Genomic DNA, 22659 nt, shown 5'->3' with positions numbered 1-22659 from the left:
AACTCGCCCTCAACGTCCTCAAAACGGCCAGGCCAACCATCTCCATCCGTCGCAAGCGAAAGCGATCCGGATGGTCCGACGCATTCGCCCGATCCGTCATCGGGCAAATGCGATAGCCCTGATCGCCCCGGCATCACACATTGACGCAGGGGGCGCAGGCTCCCTATGTTGGCGGGGCGCCGTCGAGGTGGGGACAACCCGCCCGATCCGAAGGTGCGCGCCCCCCGGGCGGCCGGTGACGGTCTTCGGGGGATGTCGGTTCAGCTCGTCAGTCCCGGCCTGCCGGATGGGAAACGCCGGATGGGAAACGCCGGATGGGAAACGAATGTGTCCCGTACCGGGCGGTCATCGCGTTCCGGCCTGGTGCCGGGCCGTGCTATCCTGACGAGGTTCTCCCGGCTTGGGCCGTGCCGACGAACAAGCGCAACCTCCTGTCTTCATGGTGGCCGGATCTATGGCGAATATGGAAATGGCGTGGCAGAGGCTGTCGAGCGCGCTGACGCGGCTGGATGCCGCAAGCCGCAAGGCGGCCGAGCGGGTGACCCAGGCACGGGCCGCGGGCGAAGCGGCGGCCTCTGGCGCGGCCGATGTCCGGATCGACGCGCTCAGGTCCGAAATCGAGAGCCTGGCGGCCGAGCGGGACCGGCTGAAGGCCGCCCTGACCACGGCCGAAGAGGCCCGCCTGCGCGCCGATGATCGCGGCCGCCGGGCCGGCGAGCAGATCGACCGGGCCATGGACGCCATCGGGCGTGCGCTTGATGACCGCTGAGCCGAACCGGATCGGAGACGAGAAAGCCATGGCCGAAGTCGAGGTACGCATCCTGGGCCGGGCGTTCACGCTCGCCTGCGGCGAGGGGCAGGAAGAAAGCGTCCGCACCCTGGCCCGGAAGGTCGAAGAGCGGGTGCAGCAGGCGGCCAGCGGCCGCAGCGTGGCGGTGGATGCCCGCGTGATGCTGATGGCGGCGATCCTGCTGGCGGAACAGGCCAACGAGGCCGAGCAGGGGCTCTACCGGGCCCGGGTGGAGGTGGAGAAGATCCGCCGCACCGCCGATCGATCCGCCGCCGATGTCGATGCGACGCTCGCCCGGGCGCTGGATGATTTCGCGGCGCGCATCGAGACTATTGCAACCCGGCTCGAGAAACTCTAAATCTCGGGGTAGGACGGGCTCTGGCCTTTCGGTGAGGCAACCTAAATCCCAGGGACCGATACCATCTACATGAGGGAGCTGTCCCTCCCCGTGCGCGCGGATAGGGCACCGGCCGGTTCGTCCGGACCGGTACGCCCGGACCAAGCCACGGGGATCACGGCGCCCACCTGCACACGCGGGTCCATGTGGATTTTCACCGCCAACCTTCGTGCCGGTCCCCGTCCGCCAGTTTTCGAACGACCCCGGCCGCGTCCTCGCGGCCGGGGCGTCGCCGTTTGCGGCCGTCCCGGCCGCTTGCCGCCAAACCCTTCAGGGCCGGCCCCATGCCGGCCCGCCTTCGGAGCGCCGTCGCTGACCATTCCGCTGCAGGATCCCGGGCTGCCGGACCAGGCACTCGATGCCCGCAAGGCCGCCATGCGCCGCGACTTCCGGCGCCTGCGCCGCGCCGCCGCGGCGGCCGGTGGCGCCGATGCCGCCGCGGCGCTCGCCGCCGGGGCGGGGGCGCTGGCTGCCCGGCTGTCGCGGCCGCCGCGCCGGATCGCGGGCTATGTGGCGGCGGGGGGCGAGATCGACGTGCTGCCGCTGCTGATCTCGCTTGGCGCCGCCACCGGCGCCGGGCTCTGCCTGCCGGTGGTGACGGCGCCCGATACGCCGCTGGGCTTCAGGGCCTGGCAGCCCGATGCCCCGCTGGTCGCCGGCGCCTTCGGCATCCTGATGCCCGACGAGACGGCGGCGCCCTGTGTGCCCGATCTGCTGCTGATGCCGCTGGTCGCGGTCGACCGGGCCGGGCGTCGGCTGGGGCAGGGGGGCGGCTTTTACGACCGCACCCTGGCAGCGGCCGAGGCGGGCGGGCGGATGCCGGTCACGATCGGCGTGTGCTTTGCGGTCCAGCTGGCCGATGACGTGCCGGCCGGGCCGCTCGACCGGCCGCTGGACCTGATCCTGACCGAACGCGGTCTGCTGGTCCCGGTCAGGTGCGCGTGAAAATCCCTGGGCGCGGCGGGATCCGCGCCTCATATCCATCCCAGGGGCGGCGATGCGGCCGGCGCTGCACGGCCGCCCTGGCACAGATGAACCAGAGACGAAAGGTCGAACGGTGCGGATACTCTTTCTCGGTGACGTGGTCGGACGTTCCGGCCGGCAGGCGGTGATCGATCATGCGTCGACCATCCGGTCGGCCCTCGGTGTCGACCTGTTGATCGTCAACGGAGAGAACGCCGCCTCGGGCTTCGGCATCACGCCCAAGATCTGCGAGAGCTTCTATGCCGCCGGCGTCGACATCCTGACCACCGGCAATCACATCTGGGATCAGCGCGAGATCCTGGGCTGGATCGATCAGGACCAGCGGCTGGTGCGCCCGATCAACTTCCCCCCCGGCACCCCCGGCCGCGGCGCCACCATGGCGACCCTGCCCGACGGCCGCCGGGTGGTGGTGATCAACGTCATGTGCAGCCTGTTCATGGAGGCGCTCGACGATCCGTTCCGGGCGCTGGCGCCGGTGCTGCGCGACTATCCGCTGGGCGGGCTGGTCTCGGGCATCTTCGTCGATCTGCATGGCGAGGCGACCAGCGAGAAGATGGCCTATGGTCATTTTCTCGACGGCCAGGTGACGGCCGTGGTCGGCACCCATACCCATGTGCCGACCGCCGACCATCAGGTCCTGCCCGGCGGCACGGCGTTCCAGTGCGATGCCGGCATGTGCGGCGACTATGACAGCGTCATCGGCATGGACAAGAACGCCTCGCTCGACCGCTTCACCCGCAAGATGCGCGGCCAGAAGCTGCTGCCGGCCAACGGCCCCGCCACCATCTGCGGCACGCTGATCGAGACCGATGATGCGACCGGCCTTGCGAAGTCGATCGCGCCGCTGCGCGTGGGCGGGCGGCTCAGCCCGGCCTGGCCCGGCGCCGAGCCGATGCCCGAAAGCCTGCTGCAGCTGCACCTGCCCCAGGGGCAGGCCGAGACGGTCGGCTGAGGCGCCGGACGTTCATGATTTCGTCTCCGGGGATGCATCCGGCGGCGACTTCTGCTATCGAAGCGTCCGGAAGCACGGGATGGCCGAGCGCCACCTGTGTCAGAGATTTCGGCTCTTGAGGGTTGGCGGCAGAGATGGCTGGTCATTCACAGTTTAAGAACATCATGCACCGCAAGGCCGCGCAGGATAAGAAGCGCGCCAAGGTGTTTACGAAGCTGCTCCGCGAACTGGTGATCGCCGCCAAGGAAGGCGGTGCCGATCCCACCGCCAATCCGCGGCTGCGCAGTGCCGTGGCGGCAGCCCGCGTCGCCAACATGCCCAAGGACAACATCGAGCGCGCGATCAAGCGCGGTGCCGGTGGGGCCGATGGCGACAATTACGAAGAGGTCCGCTACGAAGGCTACGGCCCGGGCGGCGTTGCGCTGATCGTCGAGGCGCTGACCGACAACCGCAACCGCACCGCATCGGAAGTGCGGTCGGCCTTCAGCAAGCATGGCGGGTCGCTGGGCGAGACCAATTCGGTGGCGTTCAACTTCAACCGCGTCGGCCGCATCACCTATCCGCTCGCGGTCGCAGACGGCGAGGCGATGCTGGAAGCCGCGATCGAGGCCGGTGCCGACGATCTGGAGAGCGACGACGAAACCCATGTCGTCTACACCCAGCCCGATGCGCTGCAGGAAGTGCGCACCGCGCTGGAAGGCAATTACGGCGACCCGCAGGAGTTCAAGCTCGGCTGGGTGCCGCTCAGCACCATCGCGATCGACGAGGAACAGGCCCAGACCCTGTTCAAGCTGATCGAAGTGCTGGAAGACAATGACGACGTCCAGGAGGTCATCGCGAATTTCGAGGTCTCCGACGAGGTGATGGCGAAGCTGAACGGCTGAGCCGGACAAGCTGAACCTGAGTGGGGCGGCCGCCTGGCATGCGCATCATCGGCATCGATCCGGGGCTCCGGATCACCGGCTGGGGCATCATCGATACCGAGGGCTCCAGGCTGACCCATGTCGGCCACGGCGTGGTGACCTCGGACGACAAGGCCGCCCTTTCCGACCGGCTGCGCACGCTTTATGACGGCCTCTACGAGGTGGTGGAGCGCTACCAGCCGGCAGGGGCGGCCGTCGAGCAGACCTTCGTCAACGCCAATGCGATGTCGGCGCTGAAGCTGGGGCATGCCCGGGCGGTGGCGCTGCTGGTGCCGGCCCAGTCGGGGCTGGTGGTGGCGGAATACGAGCCGAGCCTGGTGAAGAAGGCGCTGACCGGCAGCGGCCGGGCCGACAAGGCCCAGGTCGCCGCCATGGTCGCCCGCCTGCTGCCCGGGATCGACCGTGATGCGCGCGCCGATGCCTATGACGCACTCGCCGTCGCGATCTGTCACGCGCATCATGGGGGCACGCGGGCCGGCTGGACGGCCCGGGCCCGCTGAAGGGCGGCCCTAGAAGGGGGAGACCACACCCGGCATGTTCGCGCGGCTCAAGGGCATCGTCGACGAGATCGGTGCCGATCATGCGGTGATCGACGTCCATGGCGTCGGCTATCTGGTGCAGGCCTCGCGCCGCACCCTCGGCGCACTGGGCGGAACCGGTGCCGCCGCCACGCTGCACGTGGAAACCCATGTGCGCGAAAACGACATTCATCTCTACGGCTTCATCGACCGGGCGGAGCGCGACTGGTTCCGCCTGCTGGTGACGGTGCAGGGCGTGGGCGCCAAGGTGGCGCTGGCCGTGCTTTCGGTGCTGGATCCGTCGGCCCTGGCGGCGGCGATCGCGGCCCAGGACGCCCGCGCCCCGGCCCGGGCCACCGGCGTCGGCCCCAAGCTCGCCAAGCGCATCGTGATGGAGCTGAAGGACAAGGCGGCGCTGGTCGGCATCGGTGCCGCCGATGTCGCCGTGCTGGCGAAGTCGATCAAAACGCCCGAGGCTGCGGCTGCGGTCAGCAAGCCGCCCGAGGTCGCGGCCTTCGATGATGCCCTCTCGGCCCTGGTCAATCTGGGCTATCGCGAGGCAGAGGCCGCGCCGGCGCTGCGCCGGGTGGCCGAGGCCGCGGGCGAGGCGGCGGGTGACGTGCAGATCCTGCTCCGCGGCGCGCTTAAGGAGCTGGCGCGATGAGCAGCGGCGACGAGCGTCTGGTCCAGCCCGCGGCGCTTGCCGAAGACCGGCAGGATCCGGCGCTGCGCCCGGAACGGCTGGCGGATTTCGTGGGCCAGCGCCAGGTGCTGGGCAATCTGGCGGTGTTCATCGCCGCCGCCCGCGCACGCGGCGATGCGCTGGATCATGTGCTGCTGCACGGGCCCCCGGGCCTGGGCAAGACCACGCTGGCGCAGATCGTGGCCAAGGAGCTGGGGGTGGGTTTTCGCGCGACCTCCGGGCCGGTCATCGCGCGCGCGGGCGACCTGGCCGCGATCCTCACCAACCTCAACGAGCACGACGTGCTGTTCATCGACGAGATCCACCGTCTGAACCCGGCGGTGGAAGAGATCCTCTATCCGGCGATGGAGGATTTTCAGCTCGATCTGGTGATCGGCGAGGGGCCGTCGGCGCGTTCGGTGCGGATCGATCTGCCGCGCTTCACCCTGGTCGCGGCCACCACCCGCGCCGGGCTGGTCACCCGGCCGCTGCGCGAGCGTTTCGGCATTCCGCTCAGGCTGAACTATTACGAGATCGATGAACTGGCCTCGATCGTCCGGCGCGGCGGCCGCCTGCTGGGCGCGCCGCTCACCGAAGAGGGGGCGATGGAGATCGCCCGGCGGTCGCGCGGCACGCCGCGTGTCGCCGGCCGGCTGCTGCGCCGGGTGCGCGATTTCGCCGCCGTGGCCGAGGCGGCCGCCATCGATGCCGGGGTCGCCGACCGGGCGCTGAACCGGCTGGAGGTCGATGCCCGCGGTCTCGATGCCATGGACCGGCGCTATCTGGGCTGCATCGCCCGCCATTACGGCGGCGGGCCGGTGGGGGTGGAGACCCTGGCGGCGGCGCTGTCGGAAAGCCGCGATGCGATCGAGGATGTGATCGAACCCTTCCTGATCCAGCAGGGCTTCCTGGCCCGCACGCCCCGCGGCCGGGTGCTGACCCGCGGCGGCTGGCAGCATCTGGGGCTGATGCCGCCGGCCCGCGACGGCGAGGCCGACCTGTTCGGCAGCGCCGACCCCGAGTCCGACCCGGATCTCTGAGCGCGTCCCCTGCCGGGATATCTTGCGCAAAGGTAGCGTCGTTCCGCATAATGCGGCGCACAGGTTGTATTTCCGCGCCGCGACCCCTTTGGAGGATCCCCATGGACACCACGCCCGCCACCGTGCAGCCCGACATCATCCGGGTGCGGGTCTATTGGGAGGACACCGATGCCGCCGGGATCGTCTATTACGCCAATTATCTGAAATTCATGGAGCGCGGCCGGACCGAATGGCTGCGCCGCCGCGGCATCGATCAGCGGCCGCTGCTGGAGAATGACGGCTTCGGCTTCGCGGTGCGCGAGGTGGCGCTGGACTATCAGGCCCCCGCCCGGCTGGAGGATCTGCTGACGGTCTCGACCGTCATCACCGGTCGGGGCGGCGCCTGGGTGGAGTTCGAGCAGGTGGTGGCGCGCGGCGATCAGGTGCTGGTGCGCGGCCGGATCAAATGCGTGGCGCTGAACCCGGCGAGCGGCCAGCCGCGCCGCCTGCCCAAGGCGCTGATCGCCCTTGCCGACGCGGCGGCCGCCCCGCGCTGAGCGGGACGGCCGGGCCGGCAGGTCTTCTTCGGGATCCGACGCGGTCAGTCGAAGTTCGGCCAGGGGCGCTGCTCGTCGCGCATGCCCTCCCAGGCGGCCGCCATGCGCAGCACGCCCGGATCGTCGAAGCGCCGGCCGACGATCTGCAGACCGATCGGCAGGCCCTTGGCGTCGTAGCCGCAATTGACCGAGATCGCCGGCTGTTCCGACATGTTCCAGACCACCGTGTAGCCGATATGCTCGAACGGCCGCTCGGGATCGTCCAGCGGCGAGGCCTGGTCGGCGGGGTAGGTGACGGTGGGGGCGACCGGCGACAGCACGAAATCGTAGCCGCCGCCATGGAACAGCCGGCCTGCGGCCTTGCGCATCTCGAAGATGCGGTTCACGCCGCGCACCGCCTGCAGGGCCGACCGGGTCTGGCCGCTTTCGGCCCAGGCGCGGATATAGGGCAGGATCTTCGCGCGGGTCGCCTCGGGCAGGCGCTCGACATCATCCCAGGCGCGGACCCGCCAGAAATCGTCGAGCCCGTCGAGCATCTCGCGGGTCAGCACCGCCGGCACCTCTTCGACCACGGCGCCCGCCGCCTCGAACCGCCGGGCGGCTTCCTTCACCGCCGCCAGCACCTCGGCATCGGGCGCCATGCCGGCGCCGATGTCGAGCATCAGGCCGATGCGGAGGCCGCGGATCTGAAGCCCGTCCAGGTCCATCCAGTCGATATCGGCCGGCGGCAGGGCGCTGCCGTCGCGCCAGTCGGCCTTCGACAGCACCGACATGGCGAGCGCGGTATCGGCGACGGTGCGGGTCATCGGCCCGACCACCCGGCCCAGATAGGCCGGATCGACCGGCACCCGGCCGTTGGTGCCCTTCATGCCGACGATGCCGCACCAGCTGGCCGGCAGGCGGATCGAGCCGCCGATATCGGTCCCCAGATGGATCGGGCCATAACCGGCCGCGGCGGCACTCCCCGCACCGGCCGAGGAGCCGCCGGGATTGGTGTTGAGGTCCCAGGGGTTGCGGGCCAGCTTGTGGAAGCTGGACAGGCCCGAGGAGAGCATGCCGTAATCGGGCATGGTGGTCTTGGCCAGGATCACGCTGCCGGCCTCGCGCAGCCGGGCGGCGGCGGGGGCGTCGGCGGCGGCCGGGGTCATGTCCGATGCGGCGGTGCCGACGGGGACGGGGCAGCCCTTGGTCGCAATGTTTTCCTTGATCGTGACCGGCACGCCGTCGAGCGGGCCCAGCGCCTCACCCTTCTTCCAGCGGCTGGTGGCCTCGGCGGCGGCGGTGCGCGCGGCTTCCGGGTCGAAGGCCCAGGTCGCGTTGAGCTTCGGCTCCCACGCCTCGATCCGCGCGATGACGGCTTCGGTCACCTCGGTGGGCGAGGTGTCCCCGGCGGCATAGAGCCGCCCCAGCTCAACGGCGGACAGATCGGCGAGCGACGTCATGGGTACAGGTGCCTTTCGTATGTACAGGCCGAAGGCGGGGAGGGCAGTGGATCCGGTCGGGATCTGTCGGTTTCGTCCTGCGGAGGCAGGTATCGGGCGGCAGGAAATACCGGGGCGGCTGCCCGGTCCGTATGCCTTCGGATCGGACCGGCCCGATTATGGCGTCCGACGCAGGGCAGGGTCCAGGCAAATGCATTGGCATGTTGTGAATTTCCTCTCGTAAATCTTTGTATAATATTGAGAATATTGCAGTGCGGCACGGGCCTCGATCGGGGATCTGTTGCGCCGCGATGACATTCGCCACAACGACCGTATCGCCGCCTCACATGGCCCCTTCACAAGTCACGCGGGTTGGCATATCTCGTGGCCGGCTCACGGCCGGGGATGATGTGTCCGCACTTCGTCCGACTGTCGGAGCTTCGGCCGGGTGCCCCCGTGTCAAATTCGTGAAACGGCAGCGGTTTCGGCCGAACTCTGGTAATCAAACGGGTCGATGAATGAGGGCGGGGCAGCTTCCCGGAAAATGCCGGGGCCCGTCCGATCCACGGAGGACGTGAATGGAGCAGGAGGTCGTGAGCCAGGCGGCGCTCGCCGGATCGGTGGCAGCGCACGACATGAGCATTCTCAGCCTGGTTATGAACGCCGACATCATCGTGAAGGCGGTGATGCTCATGCTCGTCCTGGCCTCCGTCTGGTCCTGGGCGATCATTTTCGACAAGTTCCGGCTGATGGGCCGGCTGAAGCGCCGCGCCGACGATTTCGAGAACCGGTTCTGGTCGGGGGGCTCGCTCGAAGAACTCTACGACGCCATTTCCGAACGCGCCGACCATCCCATGGCCCAGGTCTTCGCCGCGGCGATGGGCGAATGGCGCCGGGCCAAGGCCAAGGGCACGGCGCTGACCGACGCCACGTCGCGCGCCAATCTGCGGCAGCGGATCCAGCAGGTGATGGAGATCGCGCTCAACCGCGAAATGGCGGGGCTTGAGCGCAATCTGGGCTTTCTGGCGACGGTCGGCTCCACGGCGCCCTTCGTCGGCCTGTTCGGCACCGTCTGGGGCATCATGAACAGCTTCACCTCGATCGCGATGACCAAGAACACCACGCTGGCCGTGGTGGCGCCGGGCATTGCCGAGGCGCTGTTCGCGACCGCGATCGGCCTTGTCGCCGCGATCCCGGCGGTCATCTTCTACAACAAGCTGTCGAGCGATGTCGGCCGCTACGGGGCCCGGCTCGAGAATTTCACGGGCGAGTTCGGTGCACTGATCGCCCGCCAGATCGAAGACAGGCGCTGACACATGGCCGGTGGCATCCGACCTTCCAACGGGCATGGCCGCCGCCGGCGCTGGGGCGGCGGTCAGCCGATGAGCGAGATCAACGTGACGCCGCTGGTCGACGTCATGCTGGTGCTGCTGATCATCTTCATGGTGACCGCGCCGCTGCTGACGGCGGGCGTCGAGGTCGACCTGCCGGAAAGCTCGGCGGCACCGCTCGCAGGCCAGGATGAACCGCTTTCGGTGTCGGTGGATGCAGAGGGGCGGGTCTTCGTTCAGGACAAGGAAGTGACGCTGGAACAGCTGCCGGCGACGCTGATGGCCGTGGCGAAGAACAAGACCGACACCCGGATCTTCGTGCGCGGCGACCGCAGCGTCGATTACGGCCGGGTGATGCAGGCGATGGGGGCCGTGACCGGCGCCGGCTTTACCAAGGTCTCGCTGGTCACCACCCTGCAGCAGGGCACGCCCGCCCGGCGTTGACGGCCCCGCGCCTGCGGGAACCTTTCGGCCCCGCGCCGGTTGATACCGGCCGGGATCGTGGCTGCGGGGGAGGGTGCTCCCCCCGGCCGGCATTCCATGGAGCTTCGGACCTCAGGTGAAGCGCGGTCTGACATATTCGCTGGCAGCACATGGCGCCGTCGCGGCGCTGCTGTGGTTCGGCCTGCCGTCGCTCAGCCGACCCTTGCCGCCGGAGGAACAGACGATCGTGATCGACGTCGTTCCGGTGAGCGAGGTGACGCGGGCGTCGCAGCTGCGCCCGAAGCCCGATCCGAAGCCCGAGCCCGAGAAACAGGTGGCGCAGGCCAGCCCGCCGCCACCTCCGCCTCCGCCGCCCCCACCGCCGCCGCCGCCGCCGCCACCCCCACCGCCGCCGCCCCCGCCGCCGGCGGCCCCGCCACCACCTCCTCCGCCTCCACCTCCGCCTCCACCACCGCCGCCTCCACCCCCTCCCCCTCCACCTCCACCGCCGCCTCCGGCCCCCAAGCCGCAGCCGGCCCCGCCACCACCGCCGCCTCCTCCTCCGCCACCGCCGCCACCGCCCCCACCTCCGCCGCCCCCGCCCAAAAAGCCGGAGCCGGAGAAGAAGCCGGAGCCGCCGAAGAAGCCCGAGCCGGAGAAGAAGCCGGAACCGCCGAAAAAGCCTGAGCCGGAGAAGAAGCCCGAACCCGAAAAGAAGCCCGAACCGCCAAAGCCCGCACCCAAGAAGCCGGAGCCGGAGAAAAAGCCGGAACCGGAAAAGAAGCCCGAGCCGGATGATCCTCTGGCGTCGCTGCGTAAGAGTCTGGATCAGCTCAAATCGCAGGCGAAAGAGGACGCCCCCCGGGAACAGCAGGTTGCGCGGTCCAGCCAGCCGCAGGCGCCGGTGATGCAGCGCAATGCCCAGCAGACCGACCAGGTGTCGATCAGCGACATTGCCTTCATCCGGAGCCAGATCGAGCGGCGCTGGTCGGTGCCGGTCGGTGCGCCGGAGGCTGAGAATCTCGTGGTCGAGGTTCGCATCCGGCTGGCGCCCGATGGTACGGTGCTTTCTGCCGACGTGGTCGACCGCGCACGCATGTCGCGGCCGGGCGAAGAGGCATATCGCGTGGCCGCGGAAAGCGCGGTCCGTGCCGTGCGTGCCGCAAGTCCGCTGGAATTGCCGGCAGGCAAATACGAGCAGCTCAAGGACATTGTCCTGGCGTTCAACCCGAAGAACATGGTGGGCCGATGACAGACACGATCCGTTCCGCAACCGCCGGTCAGGCGCCGCGTCAGAAGATGCGGCCGGTCCTGCGGGCATTCGCGGTTGCGGCAGTCGGGCTGGTCGTGGGGCTGGGCGGGGCGGGATTGCCCCAGCCGGCCTCGGCGCAGGTGCGCATCGACATCACCCGCGGTGTCGTGGAGCCGATGCCGATCGCGATCAGTCCCTTCCTCGCGGTCGATCCCTCGGCGGCACCCTTCGATGCCGACATTCCGGGGGTGGTCGCGAACGATCTTGCGAGTTCGGGCCTGTTCCGGCCGATCGACCGTGCCGCCTTCCTGCAGGGCCCGGCCGAGATGAACCCGATGCCGGATTTCGCCGACTGGCGGCAGATCAACGCCCAGGCGCTGGTCACTGGCCAGGTGCGGCGGGAAGGCGACCAGATCGCGGTCGAATTCCGGCTGTGGGACGTGTTCGGCCAGACCCAGATGGCCGGCGTGGTCTATCGCGTCGATCCCAAGCTCTGGCGCCGCGTCGCCCATATGATCGCCGATCAGATCTATGAGCGGATGACCGGCGAGGGCGGCTATTTCGACACCCAGATCGTTTATGTCGCGGAAAGCGGCCCGGCCAACAAGCGGGTCAAGCGGCTGGCGATCATGGACCAGGACGGCGCCAACAACCGCTATCTCACCGATGGGGCGGATCAGGTTCTGACCCCGCGTTTCTCGCCGAACTCGCGCGAGATCACCTATATGGCCTTCCGGGGCCGGCAAGCGCGGGTGTTCATCTACGATCTGGATACCGGCCGTCAGCGGGTGCTGGGCGACTTCCCGGGCATGACTTTCGCCCCGCGCTTCACCCCCGACGGGCGTGGCGTGGTGATGTCGATGGCGCGCGACGGCGTGACCTCGATCTATCGCCTCGACACCAATGGCGGGTCGGTGCAGCGGCTGACCTCGTCGCAGGCGATCGATACCTCGCCGTCGCTGTCGCCCGACGGGCGGCAGATGACCTTCAATTCCGACCGCTCGGGCGGTCAGCAGATCTATGTGTCCGGTGCCGACGGCTCGGGTGCCCAGCGCATCAGCTTCGGCAACGGCACCTATGCAACGCCGGTCTGGTCGCCCCGCGGCGATCTGATCGCGTTCACCAAGATGAACCGCGGACGGTTCTACATCGGGGTCATGCGCCCCGATGGCAGCGACGAAAGGCTGCTGACGGACGGCTATCTGGTTGAGGGCCCGACCTGGGCGCCCAATGGCCGTGTCCTCGCCTTCTTCCGTCAAGACCGTCCTGGCGGACCGACCAGACTGTATTCGATCGATATCACGGGATATAACGAGCGGTTGATCGTCACTCCCGGCGAAGCATCGGATCCGGCGTGGTCGGCCTTGATTCGATGAGGTCAATAGTTATACTTTGACTCGTCGTGTGCCTGGCGACCGGGTAGGTCATGACCCTCGCGTGACCTACGCTGGCGATTGGAGCGAACGCCGGCCAGGACTGCCTCTCCGCTTTCCGGTGCTCCGACATGTCTCGGATACCTTAGGTAGAAAATGCGCACCAAGATCCTCACTGCTGTCGCCGCCCTGGCTTTCATGGCCGCCTGCTCGTCCGCGCCGGAAGATACCGGTTCGACCGGCGCCTCGGGTGCGACCTCGTCGTCGTCCTATGGCTCGGGCCAGGGCACCGTTTCCACCGGCGCGCAGCCCGGCAGCTGGGAATACGTCCAGCAGACCGCCGGCGACCGCGTCTTCTTCGAGCTGGACAGCTCGTCGCTGACCGCCGAGGGTCGCCAGACCCTGTCGGTTCAGGCCGATTTCCTCCGCGCCAACCCGGCGCAGCGGATCGTGATCGAGGGGCATGCCGACGAGCGCGGCACCCGCGAGTACAACCTGGCCCTGGGCGACCGTCGTGCCACCGCCGCCAAGAACTACCTCGTTGCGCTCGGCATCTCGCCGGACCGCATCGAGACCATCTCCTACGGCAAGGAGCGTCCGGCCGTCCTCGGTTCCGACGAGGCCGCCTGGGCGCAGAACCGTCGCGCTGTGACCGTGCTGGTCAACTGACGACGGCATCCGGCCCGGCCGGATTCCTGCAAGGTCCGCTCCGACCTCGATCGGCGGCCGGTGTTTCCCGCGACCAACGGGAAGCACCGGCCGTCGGCCGTTTTTGGCGTTTTTACTGCGGCAGTTTCCCTGTGGCAGTCTTTCTGACGCCCCACAGCCTGCGCTATAAGGGACGGGCTCGTCCGTCTTCTTCTCCCCATCGAGGCATCGACCACCATGTCCGTTCCCGCGACCCGGTTCCGTCCGTCCGGCCTGAAGCGCCGTCTCGTCGGCGGCACCGCCCTGGTGATGACGACCCTGGCTCTGCTGGTGGTCGACCGGCCCGATGCCGGCGCGCAGCAGCAGGGCAGTCTGCCCCCCGCCGCGCTCGGCGCCTTCGACGGCCGGCTGAGCGGGGTGGAAGAGACCCAGCGCCGCCATACCGGGCGGATCGAGGAACTGGAATTCCGCATGCGCCGGCTGGAAGAGCGGGTCGACGGGCTGGAGCGCAATCTGAACGACCGTCTGGGCCGCATCGAGCAGATGCTCCAGAACGGCGCGGCTGCCGGCGCTGCCGCGGGTACGGGCGATGCGACCGGCATGGCTCCGGGTGCTGCGGCACCGGCCGATGCTGCGCCGGGGCAGGGCCAGGCGGCAGGACAGGGCCAGGCAGCAGGGCAGGGCGAGGCGCCGCGCAGCGGGGCCGTGCAGCCGCTCGGCACCATCACCACCCGGCGTGATGCGGCCGGCAATTCCGTGACCACCACCGAGGCCGCACCCTCGCAGCCGACCCCGCCGCCGGTCGCGGGCGGAGAGGCGGCCAAGACCCGGGCCGCGTCGATCCAGTCCGAGCAGGAACTCTATCGCTACGGTCTCGACCTGCTGCTCAAGGATCGCGACTATGCCGGCGCCGAGGTGGCGTTCAACGAGCTGATCCAGCGCTTCAAGCAGGGTGAGCTGGTCGGCAATGCCTATTACTGGCTGGGTGAGACCTATTACGCCCAGGGCCAGTACGACCGGGCCGCCCTGACCTTCGGCGAGGGCGTCACCAGCCACGACAAGAGCAGCAAGGCCCCCGACATGGTGCTGAAGCTCGGCATGAGCTTCGCGGCGCTGAACCGCAAGGACGATGCCTGCGGCGCCTATTCGATCCTCAACCGCAAATTCCCCAACGCGCCCGCCAATATCAAGGTGCTGACAGAGCGTGAGCAGAAGAAGCTCGGCTGCGGCTGAGCCGGTGGCGGACGACGATATCGGGGCCCGCTTCGCCCGGGCCATGGCGGCGGCCGGCTGCGTGGAACCGGCGCCGCATCTGGCCGTGGCGCTTTCCGGCGGGCCCGACAGTCTGGGTCTGACCCTGCTTGCCCGCGACTGGGCCGCGGCACGCGGCGGACGGGTCCTGGCCCTTGTGGTCGACCACGGCCTCCGTGCCGGCAGTGCCGGGGATGCCCGGCGGGCGGCGGCGTTGTCGGCCGCGGCCGGGGTGCCGGCACGGATCCTGACCCTCGCCCCCGGCGCGATCGGCATGACGGGGATCGAGGCCGAAGCACGCGCCGCCCGCTATGCCGCCCTCACCGATGCCTGCCGGGCGGCGGGCATCCTGCATCTGTTGACCGGCCACAGCCTGGATGATCAGGCCGAAACCGTGCTGATCCGCCTGGGCCGCGGCAGTGGCGTCGACGGGTTGGCGGCCATGCCGCCGGTCAGGCCCGAAGGCGGCATCCGCCTGATCCGGCCGGTGCTCGGCATCCGCCGCGCAAGCCTTGCGGCGGTGGTGGCGGCGGCAGGGCTCACCCCCCTGCACGATCCGATGAATGATGACGACCGGGTGCAACGCGTGCGTCTGCGCGCCGCGGCGACCGCCGCCGCCCTTGAAGGTGCCGGGCTCGATCCCGCCCGGGTGGCCCGGTCCGCCGCCCGTGCCGCGGCGGCCAGGGCCGCCCTCGACGCGCAGATGCTCAGGGTCGCCTTCCGCGGCGGGCTGCGCCTGCATGTCTGGGGCGGGGCGGAGCTGCCGCTGGCGCTGTTCGCCGACCCCGATCTTTCGGCGCCGGGGCTGGAGGATGACCTGCCGGAACGGCTGGTCGGGCGGCTGGCCATGGTGGTGGGCGGGCAGGACCTGCCGCCGCGTGGCGCCGCCGCGGCCCGGCTCGCCGCCGATCTGGTGGCGATGGCGCGCAGCCGGGCAGGGGGCGACCATCTGCCGCAGAGCGGGCGGGGACAAGGCGGGCGCACGCTGGGGGGCTGCCGGTTTCTCTGGGGCGGGCACAGACTTCTGGTGCTGCGGGAGCCGCGGGCGATCGCAGCGCCCCGGGCGGTGACGCCGGGGGAGGCGCTGCATTGGGACGGGCGTTTCATGGTGATCGTTCCCGATACGCCGGCATGTCGCGCCGCCGCCGATGACGGCCGCCTGCGGCTTCGGGCGATGGGGGAGGATCTGGCCCGACGCCTGGGAGAGGTGGCGCCGGCCGCGGCGGCATCGCTGCGCGCCCGTGTCGCTCCGCGGGCGATCGCGTCACTGCCCGTACTCACGCGACTTGACGTACCCCTCGCGTTCCCCCACTTAACAGAGAGCATCCGCAGGGAGGCTGCGGAGGACGAAACCCTTGCCCGGTCCACTTTCCGGGCATGGTTCGCGCCATCCCGTCCGCTCGACGGTGACGGCGTCTTCTGGGCGATGGCGGGCGAACATTCGGCAGGAAAGAGACCTCGGTCGTGAACAACGTTAAGAACCTCGCGCTCTGGGTGATCATCGCCCTGCTGCTGGTGGCTCTGTTCAATCTGTTCCAGAGTCCCCAGAGTCAGGGCCCGTCGCGCCAGGTCGCGTATTCGGACTTCCTCAATGCCGTCCAGGAAGGGCGCGTCACCGACGTGACCATCCAGGGCGACACGATCCGCGGTCATTTCAATGACGGCAGCGGTGTCGAGTTCCGCACCATCGCGCCGCCGAACGACAATGGCATGGTCGAGCGCCTGCGCGAGGGCAATGTCCGCATCAATGTCGCCCCGGTGGAGGACAACGTTCCCTCGCTGTTCGGGATCCTGATCTCGTGGTTCCCGATGCTGCTGCTCATCGGCGTGTGGATATTCTTCATGCGTCAGATGCAGGGCGGCGGCGGAAAGGCCATGGGCTTCGGCAAGTCCAAGGCCCGGCTGCTCACCGAAAAGGCCGGCCGCGTGACGTTCGAGGACGTCGCCGGCATCGACGAGGCCAAGGACGAGCTGCACGAGATCGTCGAGTTCCTGAAGGCGCCGCAGAAGTTCCAGCGCCTGGGCGGCCGCATCCCCAAGGGTGTGCTGCTGGTGGGCCCTCCGGGCACCGGTAAGACGCTGCTGGCGCGTGCCATCGCCGGCGAGGCGAATGTGCCCTTCTTCTCGATTTCGGGCTCGGACTTCGTCGAGATGTTCGTGGGCGTCGGCGCCAGCCGCGTGCGCGACATGTTCGAACAGGGCAAGAAGAACGCGCCCTGCCTGATCTTCATCGACGAGATCGACGCCGTCGGCCGCCATCGCGGTGCCGGCCTCGGCGGCGGCAATGACGAGCGCGAGCAGACCCTGAACCAGCTGCTGGTCGAGATGGACGGTTTCGAGGCGAATGAGGGCGTGATCATCATCGCCGCCACCAACCGCCCCGACGTGCTCGACCCCGCGCTGCTGCGCCCGGGCCGCTTCGACCGTCAGGTCGTGGTGCCGAACCCGGACGTGTCGGGCCGCGAGAAGATCCTGTCGGTGCATATGCGCAAGGTGCCGATCGGCCCGGATGTGAATGCCCGCGTCATCGCCCGCGCCACCCCCGGCTTTTCGGGTGCCGACCTTGCCAATCTGGTGAACGAGGCCGCCCTGCTCGCCGCCCGCCGCAACAAGCGCGTGGTCGGCATGGCGGAGTTCGAGGACGCCAAGGACAAGGTCATGATGGGTGCGGAGCGCCGCTCGATCGCGATGAGCGAGGACGAGAAGCGCCTGACGGCCTATCACGAGGGCGGCCATGCCATCGTCGCGATGCATTGCCCGGCTTCGGACCCGATCCACAAGGCGACCATCATCCCCCGCGGCCGTGCGCTCGGCATGGTGATGCGCCTGCCCGAACGCGACCGGCTGTCGGTCTCGCGTGAGAAGCTGGAAGCCGACCTCGCCGTGGCCATGGGCGGACGTCTGGCGGAAGAGATCATCTTCGGCCACGACAAGGTGACCAGCGGCGCGTCGTCGGACATCCAGATGGCGACCAAGCTGGCCAAGAACATGGTCACCCAGTGGGGCATGAGCGACAAGCTGGGCCCGCTGAACTATGGCGAGGGCGACAACGAGCCCTTCCTCGGCTATGCGGTCACCCAGTCGCGCGGGATCTCGGAAGCCACCGCCAACGTCATCGACCAGGAAGTCCGGCGGATCGTGGAAACCGCCTATGACCGCGCCCGGACCATCCTGACCGAAAACCACGACCAGCTGGAGCGGGTCGCCCAGGCGCTGCTCGAATACGAGACGCTGTCGGGTGACGAGCTGAAGGCGATCGCGGCCGGGGAGCAGATCAAGCCGCGCCGGTCCGACGACATGGGCGATGGCGGTTCGGCCACGGTGTCGGAGCCGCGCCCGCCGCGGGCCTCCGTTCCCACGGCCGGCGGTGACGACGGTCTTCGTCCCAGCCCGCAGCCCGGCGCCTGATCAACCGACCGGACCAGGACACGACCTTGGCCCATGACCTGCCTGCCAACGCTGCGGCCGCATCTTCGGATGCGGCCGCAGCCGCGTCTCTGGAGACCCGCATCCGCGAGGGCGATGCGGGTCTTCGTCTGTATGCCCGCCCCTTCGGTTTTGCGCCGGTCGCGGTCACCCCGGGGGCGGGGCTTCTGAAACCCGCCATGCGCCTGCCGGGGCCGGGCTTCCGGCGCCTGGCGGGCGGCTGGCTCGCCTTCGACATGGTGGAACTGCTCTGGCGGGGCGGGCAGGGCCGCCCGGGCCGGGTGGTGCTGCCGGTGGAGGCGGCGCTCAGGCTTGCCGACCGGGTGATGGAATATCCGGGCGGCCGGCGCCTGGCCCGGCGGCTGCGGGCGCTGGAGGCCCCCCGCCAGCGCTTTGCCGGGCTCGATCTGCAGCGCCGCGCCCGGGTGATGGCGATCGTGAACGTCACGCCCGACAGTTTCTCGGATGGCGGCGCCGCCTTTGCGCCCGCCGATGCCGCAGCGGCCGTCCGCCGGGCGCTGGCCGATGGCGCCGATCTGCTGGATCTGGGCGCCGAATCCACCCGCCCCGGTGCCGCCGATATCGACCCGGCCGAAGAGATCCGGCGGCTGGATCCGGCGCTGGACGAGGCGTCGGCCGCGGGGGCCGTGGTCTCGGTCGATACCCGCAAGGGCGCCGTGATGCGCCATGCCGCCGGCCGCGGTGCCGCCATCGCCAACGATGTCAGCGGCTTCACCTACGACCCTGCGGCGGCGGGGGTGGTGGCACAGACGGGGCTCTCGGCCGTTGCCATGCATATGCGCGGCACGCCTGAAACCATGCAGCAGCTGACCGGCTATGACGATGTGGTGCTCGATGTCTTCGACGAGATCGAGGATCGGCTGGTCCTGCTCGACGAGGCGGGGGTGTCGCCGGGGCAGGTGGCGGTCGATCCCGGGATCGGATTTTCAAAGACGGTGGACCAGAATCTCGCGCTGTTGCATAACCTGTCGATCTTTCACGGCCTTGGCCGCCCCCTGCTGATCGGCGTGTCGCGCAAGAGCTTCATCGGCCGGATCACCGGCGAAGAGGCGCCCCGGGCGCGTGTGCCGGGCTCGCTTGCCGCCGCCCTGCTCGCGGTCGGCCAGGGCGCCCAGATCGTGAGGGTGCATGACGTGGCTGAAACGGTTCAGGCGCTGGTGGTCGGCCAGGCAATCGGCCGCGGCCGGGCGTAGGGCCGCCCGCGCCGCCGCCCGGCGGCGCCCGGCCGATGCTGCGGCATCGGTCGTCGCACCACCATCGGGCCCCTGTGCGGGGCCAAGCCTTGCCCATCCGCCCGCCGGCCAGCCCGGCGCGGAGGGCCCTCGGGACCAGGACATTCGGGTGATCTGATCATGGCGCGACGTTATTTCGGCACCGACGGCATTCGTGGCCAGGCCAACGCCTGGCCGATGACGGCCGAGGTGGCGCTCCGGGTCGGTGTCGCCACCGGCATGCATTTCCGCTCTGCCCGTGCACGCACCCGGGTCGTGATCGGCAAGGACACGCGGCTGTCGGGCTACATGATCGAGCCGGCGCTGACCGCGGGCTTCGTCTCGGCCGGCTGCGATGTCTTCCTGGTCGGCCCGATCCCGACGCCGGCGATCGCCATGCTCACCCGGTCGATGCGCTGCGATCTGGGGGTGATGATTTCGGCCTCGCACAATCCCTTCTCCGATAACGGCATCAAGCTGTTCGGCCCGGACGGCTACAAGCTGTCCGACGAGGTTCAGGCCGAGATCGAGGCCCTGATGGACGGGCCGCAGGATGGCGGGCTGGCTGCGCCCGAAAAGCTCGGCCGCGCCCGCCGGCTCGATACCGCCCGCGACCGCTATATCGAGGCGATCAAGGGCACGCTGCCGCGGGGCCTAAGGCTCGACGGGCTGAAGGTCGCGGTGGATTGCGCCAATGGTGCCGCCTATGCCGTCGCCCCCACAATTCTGTGGGAGCTGGGCGCCGAGGTCACCGCGATCGGTGTGGAGCCCGACGGCTTCAACATCAATCGCGGCTGCGGCTCCACCGCGCCCGAGGCGCTGGCGCGGACGGTGGTGGAGAAGAGCTGCGATATCGGCATCGCGCTCGACGGCGATGCCGACCGGGTGATCGTGGTCGACGAGGCCGGCCATCAGGTCGATGGCGACCAGATCATGGCGCTGATCGCCTCCAGCTGGGCCAAGCGTGGCCGGCTGACCGGCGGCGGGATTGTCGCCACGGTCATGTCGAATATGGGACTGGAGCGCTATCTGGAGGCCCGCGGCCTCACCCTGGTGCGCACACAGGTCGGCGACCGCTATGTCGGCGAGCGCATGCGCGCCGACGGCTACAATGTCGGTGGCGAGCAGTCGGGCCACATGATCTTCAGCGACTATGCCACCACCGGCGACGGGCTGGTCGCCGCCCTGCAGGTGCTGGCGGTGATGGTGGACGAGGGGATCAGCGCCTCTGCCGCCACCCGCCGCTTCGATCCCTGGCCGCAGCTGCTGCGCAATGTCCGCTATGCCGGCCAGGCGCCCACGGGCGACGACGCGGTGGTTCGGGTGATCGCGGAAGAGACCGCGCGGCTGGACGGCCATGGCCGCATTCTGATCCGCCCCTCGGGCACCGAACCGCTGATCCGGGTCATGGCGGAAGCCGATGATCCCGTTCTGGTGGAACAGGTCGTCGGTCGTATCGTCGAAGTTATGGAGCGGGTGGCCACCCGACCTGAATGATCTGCATGGAGGGGGTGGAAGCATTAACTTTCGGCCCGCTAACATCATGCCGGACAAGGGTGGGGGGCATGCCTCCGCCGGATCATGTGAACGGGCACCGCCGGCCGGGGGGCTGTCGGACCGGAACCGTCAGGGTAGGGGAAAGGGCAGTCCGATGACGGGTGCTTCATCTGCGACGGCGATGCCGCGGCTGCTCAGCGTGGACCACGGCGATCCCGAGGGCCGGGGAGGCATCGCCTTCGACCTGAAGCTCGCCACCGCCTGCGGGGTCTATGCGGCGAGCACGGTGACGGCCATCGTGGCCGATGGCGAGGCGATGCCGGTGCCGGCCGACATCGTCGGCGGCCAGCTCAGGGCGGTGATGGAAGATATCGGCGCCGATGCCCTGCGCATCGGCCGGGTGACCGAGACCGACCAGCTGCTGGCTGTGTCGGAAGTGGTGGAACATCTGGGCCATGGCGTGCCGTTGATCCTGGATCCGGTGCTGGTCGATGCCACCGGCCGCCATCTGATGAACCGCGATGCGCTGCAGGTGCTGAAGGCCCGGCTGGTGGTCCGCGCACAGGCGCTGATCCTGGATCTGGCCGCGGCCGAAATGATGGTCGGGCGCGAAATCCGCCATGTCGACGGGCTGATCGACGCGGTGGCCACGCTGGCGAGCCTGGGGCCCGAGCAGGTGGTGGTGGCCGGCGGTCCCGCCTTCGGCATCGCCATGCTGGCCGATGACGATATCGACCTGATCGCCGATGAAGGCCTGGCGGCCGGGCCGCTGGGCGGCCCGCCGATCGGGCTTGCGACCGCGGTCGCCATGGGCGCGATCCGGGGGCTCGACGCAAGACGGTCGTGGCGGCATCATGCCGAGCTGATCCGGGCGACGGTGGCCGCCGATCCGGCGGCGCGCGCCGCGGCCGGCTCTCATCCCTCCACCGACCTGCATGCCGCTTTCCGGGCGGTGACGCCCGACGATCCCGCCGGCGAGGAGACCTGCCCGTGACCACCAGCTTGCCCCGTGTGTTGATCATCGCCGGGTCCGATTCCGGCGGCGGGGCCGGCATCCAGGCCGACGTCAAGACCACGCTGGCACTGGGGGCCGACGGCTGCCCGGCGATCACCGCGCTCACCGTCCAGAACACGCTGGGGGTGACGGGTGTCTGGGAAGTGCCGGCCCCGGCCCTGATCGCCGAAATCGACGCGGTGCTGGCCGGCGGTGTCGCCGCGGCCAAGACCGGCATGCTCCATTCGGCCGAGGTGATCCGGACGGTTGCCGAGCGGCTGGATCCGGCGCTGGCAGGCGGGCTCGATCTGGTGGTCGACCCGGTGATGGTCGCCAAGGGCGGCCACCGGCTGCTGCGCGCCGATGCGGTAGAGGCGCTGAAGGCGCTGATGCTGCCGCGGGCGGCCGTGGTGACCCCGAACCTGCCCGAGGCCGAGGTGCTGACCGGGCTTGCCGTCACCGACCCGGCCTCGATGATCCAGGCCGGCCGCAGCCTGATCGCCCAGGGCGCCCGCGCGGCGCTGATCAAGGGCGGCCATATGGACGGGCCGGTGCTGGTCGACATGCTGGTGACGCCCGCCCCCGAAGGCGGGCTCAAGGTGCTGCGCTTCGAAAGCGCCCGGATCGACAGCCGCCATACCCACGGCACCGGCTGCACCACCGCCAGCGCCATTGCCGCCGGCCTTGCCCGCGGTCGGCCCATGGCCGAAGCCGTGGCGGTGGCGCGGTCCTATGTCCGCCAGGCCATGCTGGCGGCACCCGGGCTGGGCCATGGCCATGGCCCGCTTCGCCACGACTGGAACCGGGTGGTGGCGGCTTCGTGACGGCCGATCGCCCATAACGGCGTTATGGTGAAACTGACGGTGGGGGCAGGGGAATCGGGTGAAAGTTTTTTAAGCAGCGATAAGGCTTGCGAGGAAGTCGTCGTCCCAAGCGGCGACCTTGCGTCGGAGGCGTAGGGAGTCCTTTCCCGGTGCTTGTCGCAGCAG

Annotated in this window: 23 protein-coding genes, 1 other RNA gene and 1 pseudogene; 23 read left to right on the top strand and 2 right to left on the bottom strand. The window is 69.5% G+C overall.

The genetic code is table 11. The features are described 5' to 3' along the window. The 11 genes and pseudogenes from WI697_RS26670 to ybgC all read left to right on the top strand — a co-directional run. Positions 1-116, top strand: a pseudogene (locus WI697_RS26670) (ISAs1 family transposase); the annotation flags it as partial. Positions 117-469: 353 nt separating this feature from the next. After that, entirely contained in the window at positions 470-769 is a 300-nt protein-coding gene (locus tag WI697_RS26665) for a hypothetical protein (RefSeq protein WP_145978061.1), read from the top strand. A 28-nt stretch (positions 770-797) separates the two neighbouring features. Continuing rightward, complete coding sequence (locus tag WI697_RS26660) at positions 798-1148, top strand: cell division protein ZapA (protein WP_014744411.1); 351 nt, start codon at positions 798-800, stop codon at positions 1146-1148. Positions 1149-1162: 14 nt separating this feature from the next. Continuing rightward, positions 1163-1370: non-coding RNA, 6S RNA (gene ssrS / locus WI697_RS27575), on the top strand. Between the two features lie 192 nt (positions 1371-1562). After that, positions 1563-2132 carry a 5-formyltetrahydrofolate cyclo-ligase gene (locus WI697_RS26655; protein ID WP_345960590.1) on the top strand — a complete coding sequence of 190 codons (570 nt, stop codon included), beginning with the start codon at positions 1563-1565 and terminating at the stop codon, positions 2130-2132. Positions 2133-2244: 112 nt separating this feature from the next. Continuing rightward, positions 2245-3123: a TIGR00282 family metallophosphoesterase gene (locus tag WI697_RS26650; protein ID WP_296720577.1), complete on the top strand. Its 879-nt coding sequence runs from the start codon at positions 2245-2247 to the stop codon at positions 3121-3123. A 134-nt stretch (positions 3124-3257) separates the two neighbouring features. Continuing rightward, positions 3258-4007 (top strand): YebC/PmpR family DNA-binding transcriptional regulator, encoded by a 750-nt coding sequence (locus tag WI697_RS26645; protein ID WP_014744415.1) that lies wholly within the window; start codon positions 3258-3260, stop codon positions 4005-4007. 38 nt (positions 4008-4045) lie between these two features. Next, positions 4046-4546: a crossover junction endodeoxyribonuclease RuvC gene (ruvC, locus tag WI697_RS26640; RefSeq protein ID WP_014744416.1), complete on the top strand. Its 501-nt coding sequence runs from the start codon at positions 4046-4048 to the stop codon at positions 4544-4546. Between the two features lie 34 nt (positions 4547-4580). Further along, positions 4581-5228: a Holliday junction branch migration protein RuvA gene (ruvA, locus tag WI697_RS26635; protein ID WP_345960589.1), complete on the top strand. Its 648-nt coding sequence runs from the start codon at positions 4581-4583 to the stop codon at positions 5226-5228. After that, complete coding sequence (ruvB, locus tag WI697_RS26630; RefSeq protein WP_345960588.1) at positions 5225-6286, top strand: Holliday junction branch migration DNA helicase RuvB; 1062 nt, start codon at positions 5225-5227, stop codon at positions 6284-6286. Before ruvA ends, ruvB begins: the two co-directional genes overlap by 4 nt. A 101-nt stretch (positions 6287-6387) precedes the next feature. After that, positions 6388-6822, top strand: a complete 435-nt coding sequence (gene ybgC / locus WI697_RS26625) for a tol-pal system-associated acyl-CoA thioesterase (RefSeq protein ID WP_345960587.1) — start codon at positions 6388-6390, stop codon at positions 6820-6822. A gap of 44 nt (positions 6823-6866) precedes the next feature. On the opposite strand, the gene WI697_RS26620 is transcribed toward ybgC, so the two are convergent. Then, a complete protein-coding gene (locus WI697_RS26620) occupies positions 6867-8264 on the bottom strand; it encodes an amidase (RefSeq protein ID WP_345960586.1) in 1398 nt (465 codons plus the stop codon). Between the two features lie 557 nt (positions 8265-8821). Here WI697_RS26620 and tolQ point away from each other — a divergent pair. Then, positions 8822-9556, top strand: a complete 735-nt coding sequence (gene tolQ / locus WI697_RS26615) for a protein TolQ (RefSeq protein ID WP_345960585.1) — start codon at positions 8822-8824, stop codon at positions 9554-9556. Between the two features lie 3 nt (positions 9557-9559). Beyond that, complete coding sequence (tolR, locus tag WI697_RS26610) at positions 9560-10018, top strand: protein TolR (RefSeq protein ID WP_014744422.1); 459 nt, start codon at positions 9560-9562, stop codon at positions 10016-10018. A 191-nt stretch (positions 10019-10209) separates the two neighbouring features. Here tolR and WI697_RS26605 read toward each other — a convergent pair whose 3' ends face one another. Next, positions 10210-10575, bottom strand: coding sequence for a hypothetical protein (locus WI697_RS26605; protein ID WP_345960583.1), 366 nt, complete (start codon positions 10573-10575; stop codon positions 10210-10212). Positions 10576-10904: 329 nt separating this feature from the next. On the opposite strand from WI697_RS26605, the gene WI697_RS26600 reads away from it, so the two are divergent. The 10 genes from WI697_RS26600 (at position 10905) to thiD (ending at position 22494) form a co-directional block, all read left to right on the top strand. Continuing rightward, the gene (locus WI697_RS26600; RefSeq protein WP_014744424.1) at positions 10905-11249 is read left to right on the top strand and encodes a TonB C-terminal domain-containing protein; all 345 of its coding nucleotides are present in this window, start codon (positions 10905-10907) and stop codon (positions 11247-11249) included. After that, on the top strand, positions 11246-12625 hold the full coding sequence (gene tolB, locus WI697_RS26595) for a Tol-Pal system beta propeller repeat protein TolB (RefSeq protein WP_014744425.1): 1380 nt from the start codon (positions 11246-11248) through the stop codon (positions 12623-12625). The genes WI697_RS26600 and tolB overlap by 4 nt, the downstream gene beginning before the upstream one ends. Positions 12626-12778: 153 nt before the next feature. Further along, positions 12779-13291: a peptidoglycan-associated lipoprotein Pal gene (gene pal, locus WI697_RS26590; RefSeq protein ID WP_014744426.1), complete on the top strand. Its 513-nt coding sequence runs from the start codon at positions 12779-12781 to the stop codon at positions 13289-13291. 216 nt (positions 13292-13507) lie between these two features. Continuing rightward, positions 13508-14503, top strand: a complete 996-nt coding sequence (ybgF, locus tag WI697_RS26585) for a tol-pal system protein YbgF (protein ID WP_062769678.1) — start codon at positions 13508-13510, stop codon at positions 14501-14503. After that, positions 14475-15989 (top strand): tRNA lysidine(34) synthetase TilS, encoded by a 1515-nt coding sequence (gene tilS, locus WI697_RS26580; RefSeq protein ID WP_345960582.1) that lies wholly within the window; start codon positions 14475-14477, stop codon positions 15987-15989. The genes ybgF and tilS overlap by 29 nt, the downstream gene beginning before the upstream one ends. After that, positions 15986-17929 carry an ATP-dependent zinc metalloprotease FtsH gene (gene ftsH, locus WI697_RS26575; RefSeq protein ID WP_014744429.1) on the top strand — a complete coding sequence of 648 codons (1944 nt, stop codon included), beginning with the start codon at positions 15986-15988 and terminating at the stop codon, positions 17927-17929. Before tilS ends, ftsH begins: the two co-directional genes overlap by 4 nt. Positions 17930-17955: 26 nt before the next feature. Further along, complete coding sequence (folP, locus tag WI697_RS26570) at positions 17956-19161, top strand: dihydropteroate synthase (protein WP_345960581.1); 1206 nt, start codon at positions 17956-17958, stop codon at positions 19159-19161. A gap of 159 nt (positions 19162-19320) precedes the next feature. Beyond that, positions 19321-20676 carry a phosphoglucosamine mutase gene (glmM, locus tag WI697_RS26565; RefSeq protein WP_345960580.1) on the top strand — a complete coding sequence of 452 codons (1356 nt, stop codon included), beginning with the start codon at positions 19321-19323 and terminating at the stop codon, positions 20674-20676. Positions 20677-20830: 154 nt separating this feature from the next. Further along, entirely contained in the window at positions 20831-21670 is an 840-nt protein-coding gene (locus WI697_RS26560; protein WP_062769687.1) for a bifunctional hydroxymethylpyrimidine kinase/phosphomethylpyrimidine kinase, read from the top strand. Further along, positions 21667-22494 carry a bifunctional hydroxymethylpyrimidine kinase/phosphomethylpyrimidine kinase gene (thiD, locus tag WI697_RS26555; RefSeq protein WP_345960579.1) on the top strand — a complete coding sequence of 276 codons (828 nt, stop codon included), beginning with the start codon at positions 21667-21669 and terminating at the stop codon, positions 22492-22494. The genes WI697_RS26560 and thiD overlap by 4 nt, the downstream gene beginning before the upstream one ends. Positions 22495-22659 lie beyond the last annotated feature (165 nt).

Origin of the sequence: Tistrella mobilis, from assembly GCF_039634785.1 — a bacterium.
In the GTDB taxonomy this organism is placed as follows: domain Bacteria; phylum Pseudomonadota; class Alphaproteobacteria; order Tistrellales; family Tistrellaceae; genus Tistrella; species Tistrella mobilis.
The sequence above is the reverse complement of the archived record's forward strand: the minus strand, read 5'-3'. Positions and strand labels throughout refer to the sequence as shown.

Excerpts from the sequence above, each read along its gene's own strand:
- WI697_RS26665 (WP_145978061.1), top strand. The coding sequence starts at position 470 with ATGGCGTGGCAGAGGCTGTCGAGCGCGCTGACGCGGCTGGATGCCGCA.
- WI697_RS26660 (WP_014744411.1), top strand. The coding sequence starts at position 798 with ATGGCCGAAGTCGAGGTACGCATCCTGGGCCGGGCGTTCACGCTCGCC.
- WI697_RS26655 (WP_345960590.1), top strand. The coding sequence starts at position 1,563 with ATGCGCCGCGACTTCCGGCGCCTGCGCCGCGCCGCCGCGGCGGCCGGT.
- WI697_RS26645 (WP_014744415.1), top strand. The coding sequence starts at position 3,258 with ATGGCTGGTCATTCACAGTTTAAGAACATCATGCACCGCAAGGCCGCG.
- ruvC (WP_014744416.1), top strand. The coding sequence starts at position 4,046 with ATGCGCATCATCGGCATCGATCCGGGGCTCCGGATCACCGGCTGGGGC.
- ruvA (WP_345960589.1), top strand. The coding sequence starts at position 4,581 with ATGTTCGCGCGGCTCAAGGGCATCGTCGACGAGATCGGTGCCGATCAT.
- ruvB (WP_345960588.1), top strand. The coding sequence starts at position 5,225 with ATGAGCAGCGGCGACGAGCGTCTGGTCCAGCCCGCGGCGCTTGCCGAA.
- ybgC (WP_345960587.1), top strand. The coding sequence starts at position 6,388 with ATGGACACCACGCCCGCCACCGTGCAGCCCGACATCATCCGGGTGCGG.
- WI697_RS26620 (WP_345960586.1), bottom strand. The coding sequence starts at position 8,264 with ATGACGTCGCTCGCCGATCTGTCCGCCGTTGAGCTGGGGCGGCTCTAT.
- tolQ (WP_345960585.1), top strand. The coding sequence starts at position 8,822 with ATGGAGCAGGAGGTCGTGAGCCAGGCGGCGCTCGCCGGATCGGTGGCA.
- tolR (WP_014744422.1), top strand. The coding sequence starts at position 9,560 with ATGGCCGGTGGCATCCGACCTTCCAACGGGCATGGCCGCCGCCGGCGC.
- WI697_RS26600 (WP_014744424.1), top strand. The coding sequence starts at position 10,905 with ATGCAGCGCAATGCCCAGCAGACCGACCAGGTGTCGATCAGCGACATT.
- tolB (WP_014744425.1), top strand. The coding sequence starts at position 11,246 with ATGACAGACACGATCCGTTCCGCAACCGCCGGTCAGGCGCCGCGTCAG.
- pal (WP_014744426.1), top strand. The coding sequence starts at position 12,779 with ATGCGCACCAAGATCCTCACTGCTGTCGCCGCCCTGGCTTTCATGGCC.
- ybgF (WP_062769678.1), top strand. The coding sequence starts at position 13,508 with ATGTCCGTTCCCGCGACCCGGTTCCGTCCGTCCGGCCTGAAGCGCCGT.
- glmM (WP_345960580.1), top strand. The coding sequence starts at position 19,321 with ATGGCGCGACGTTATTTCGGCACCGACGGCATTCGTGGCCAGGCCAAC.
- WI697_RS26560 (WP_062769687.1), top strand. The coding sequence starts at position 20,831 with ATGACGGGTGCTTCATCTGCGACGGCGATGCCGCGGCTGCTCAGCGTG.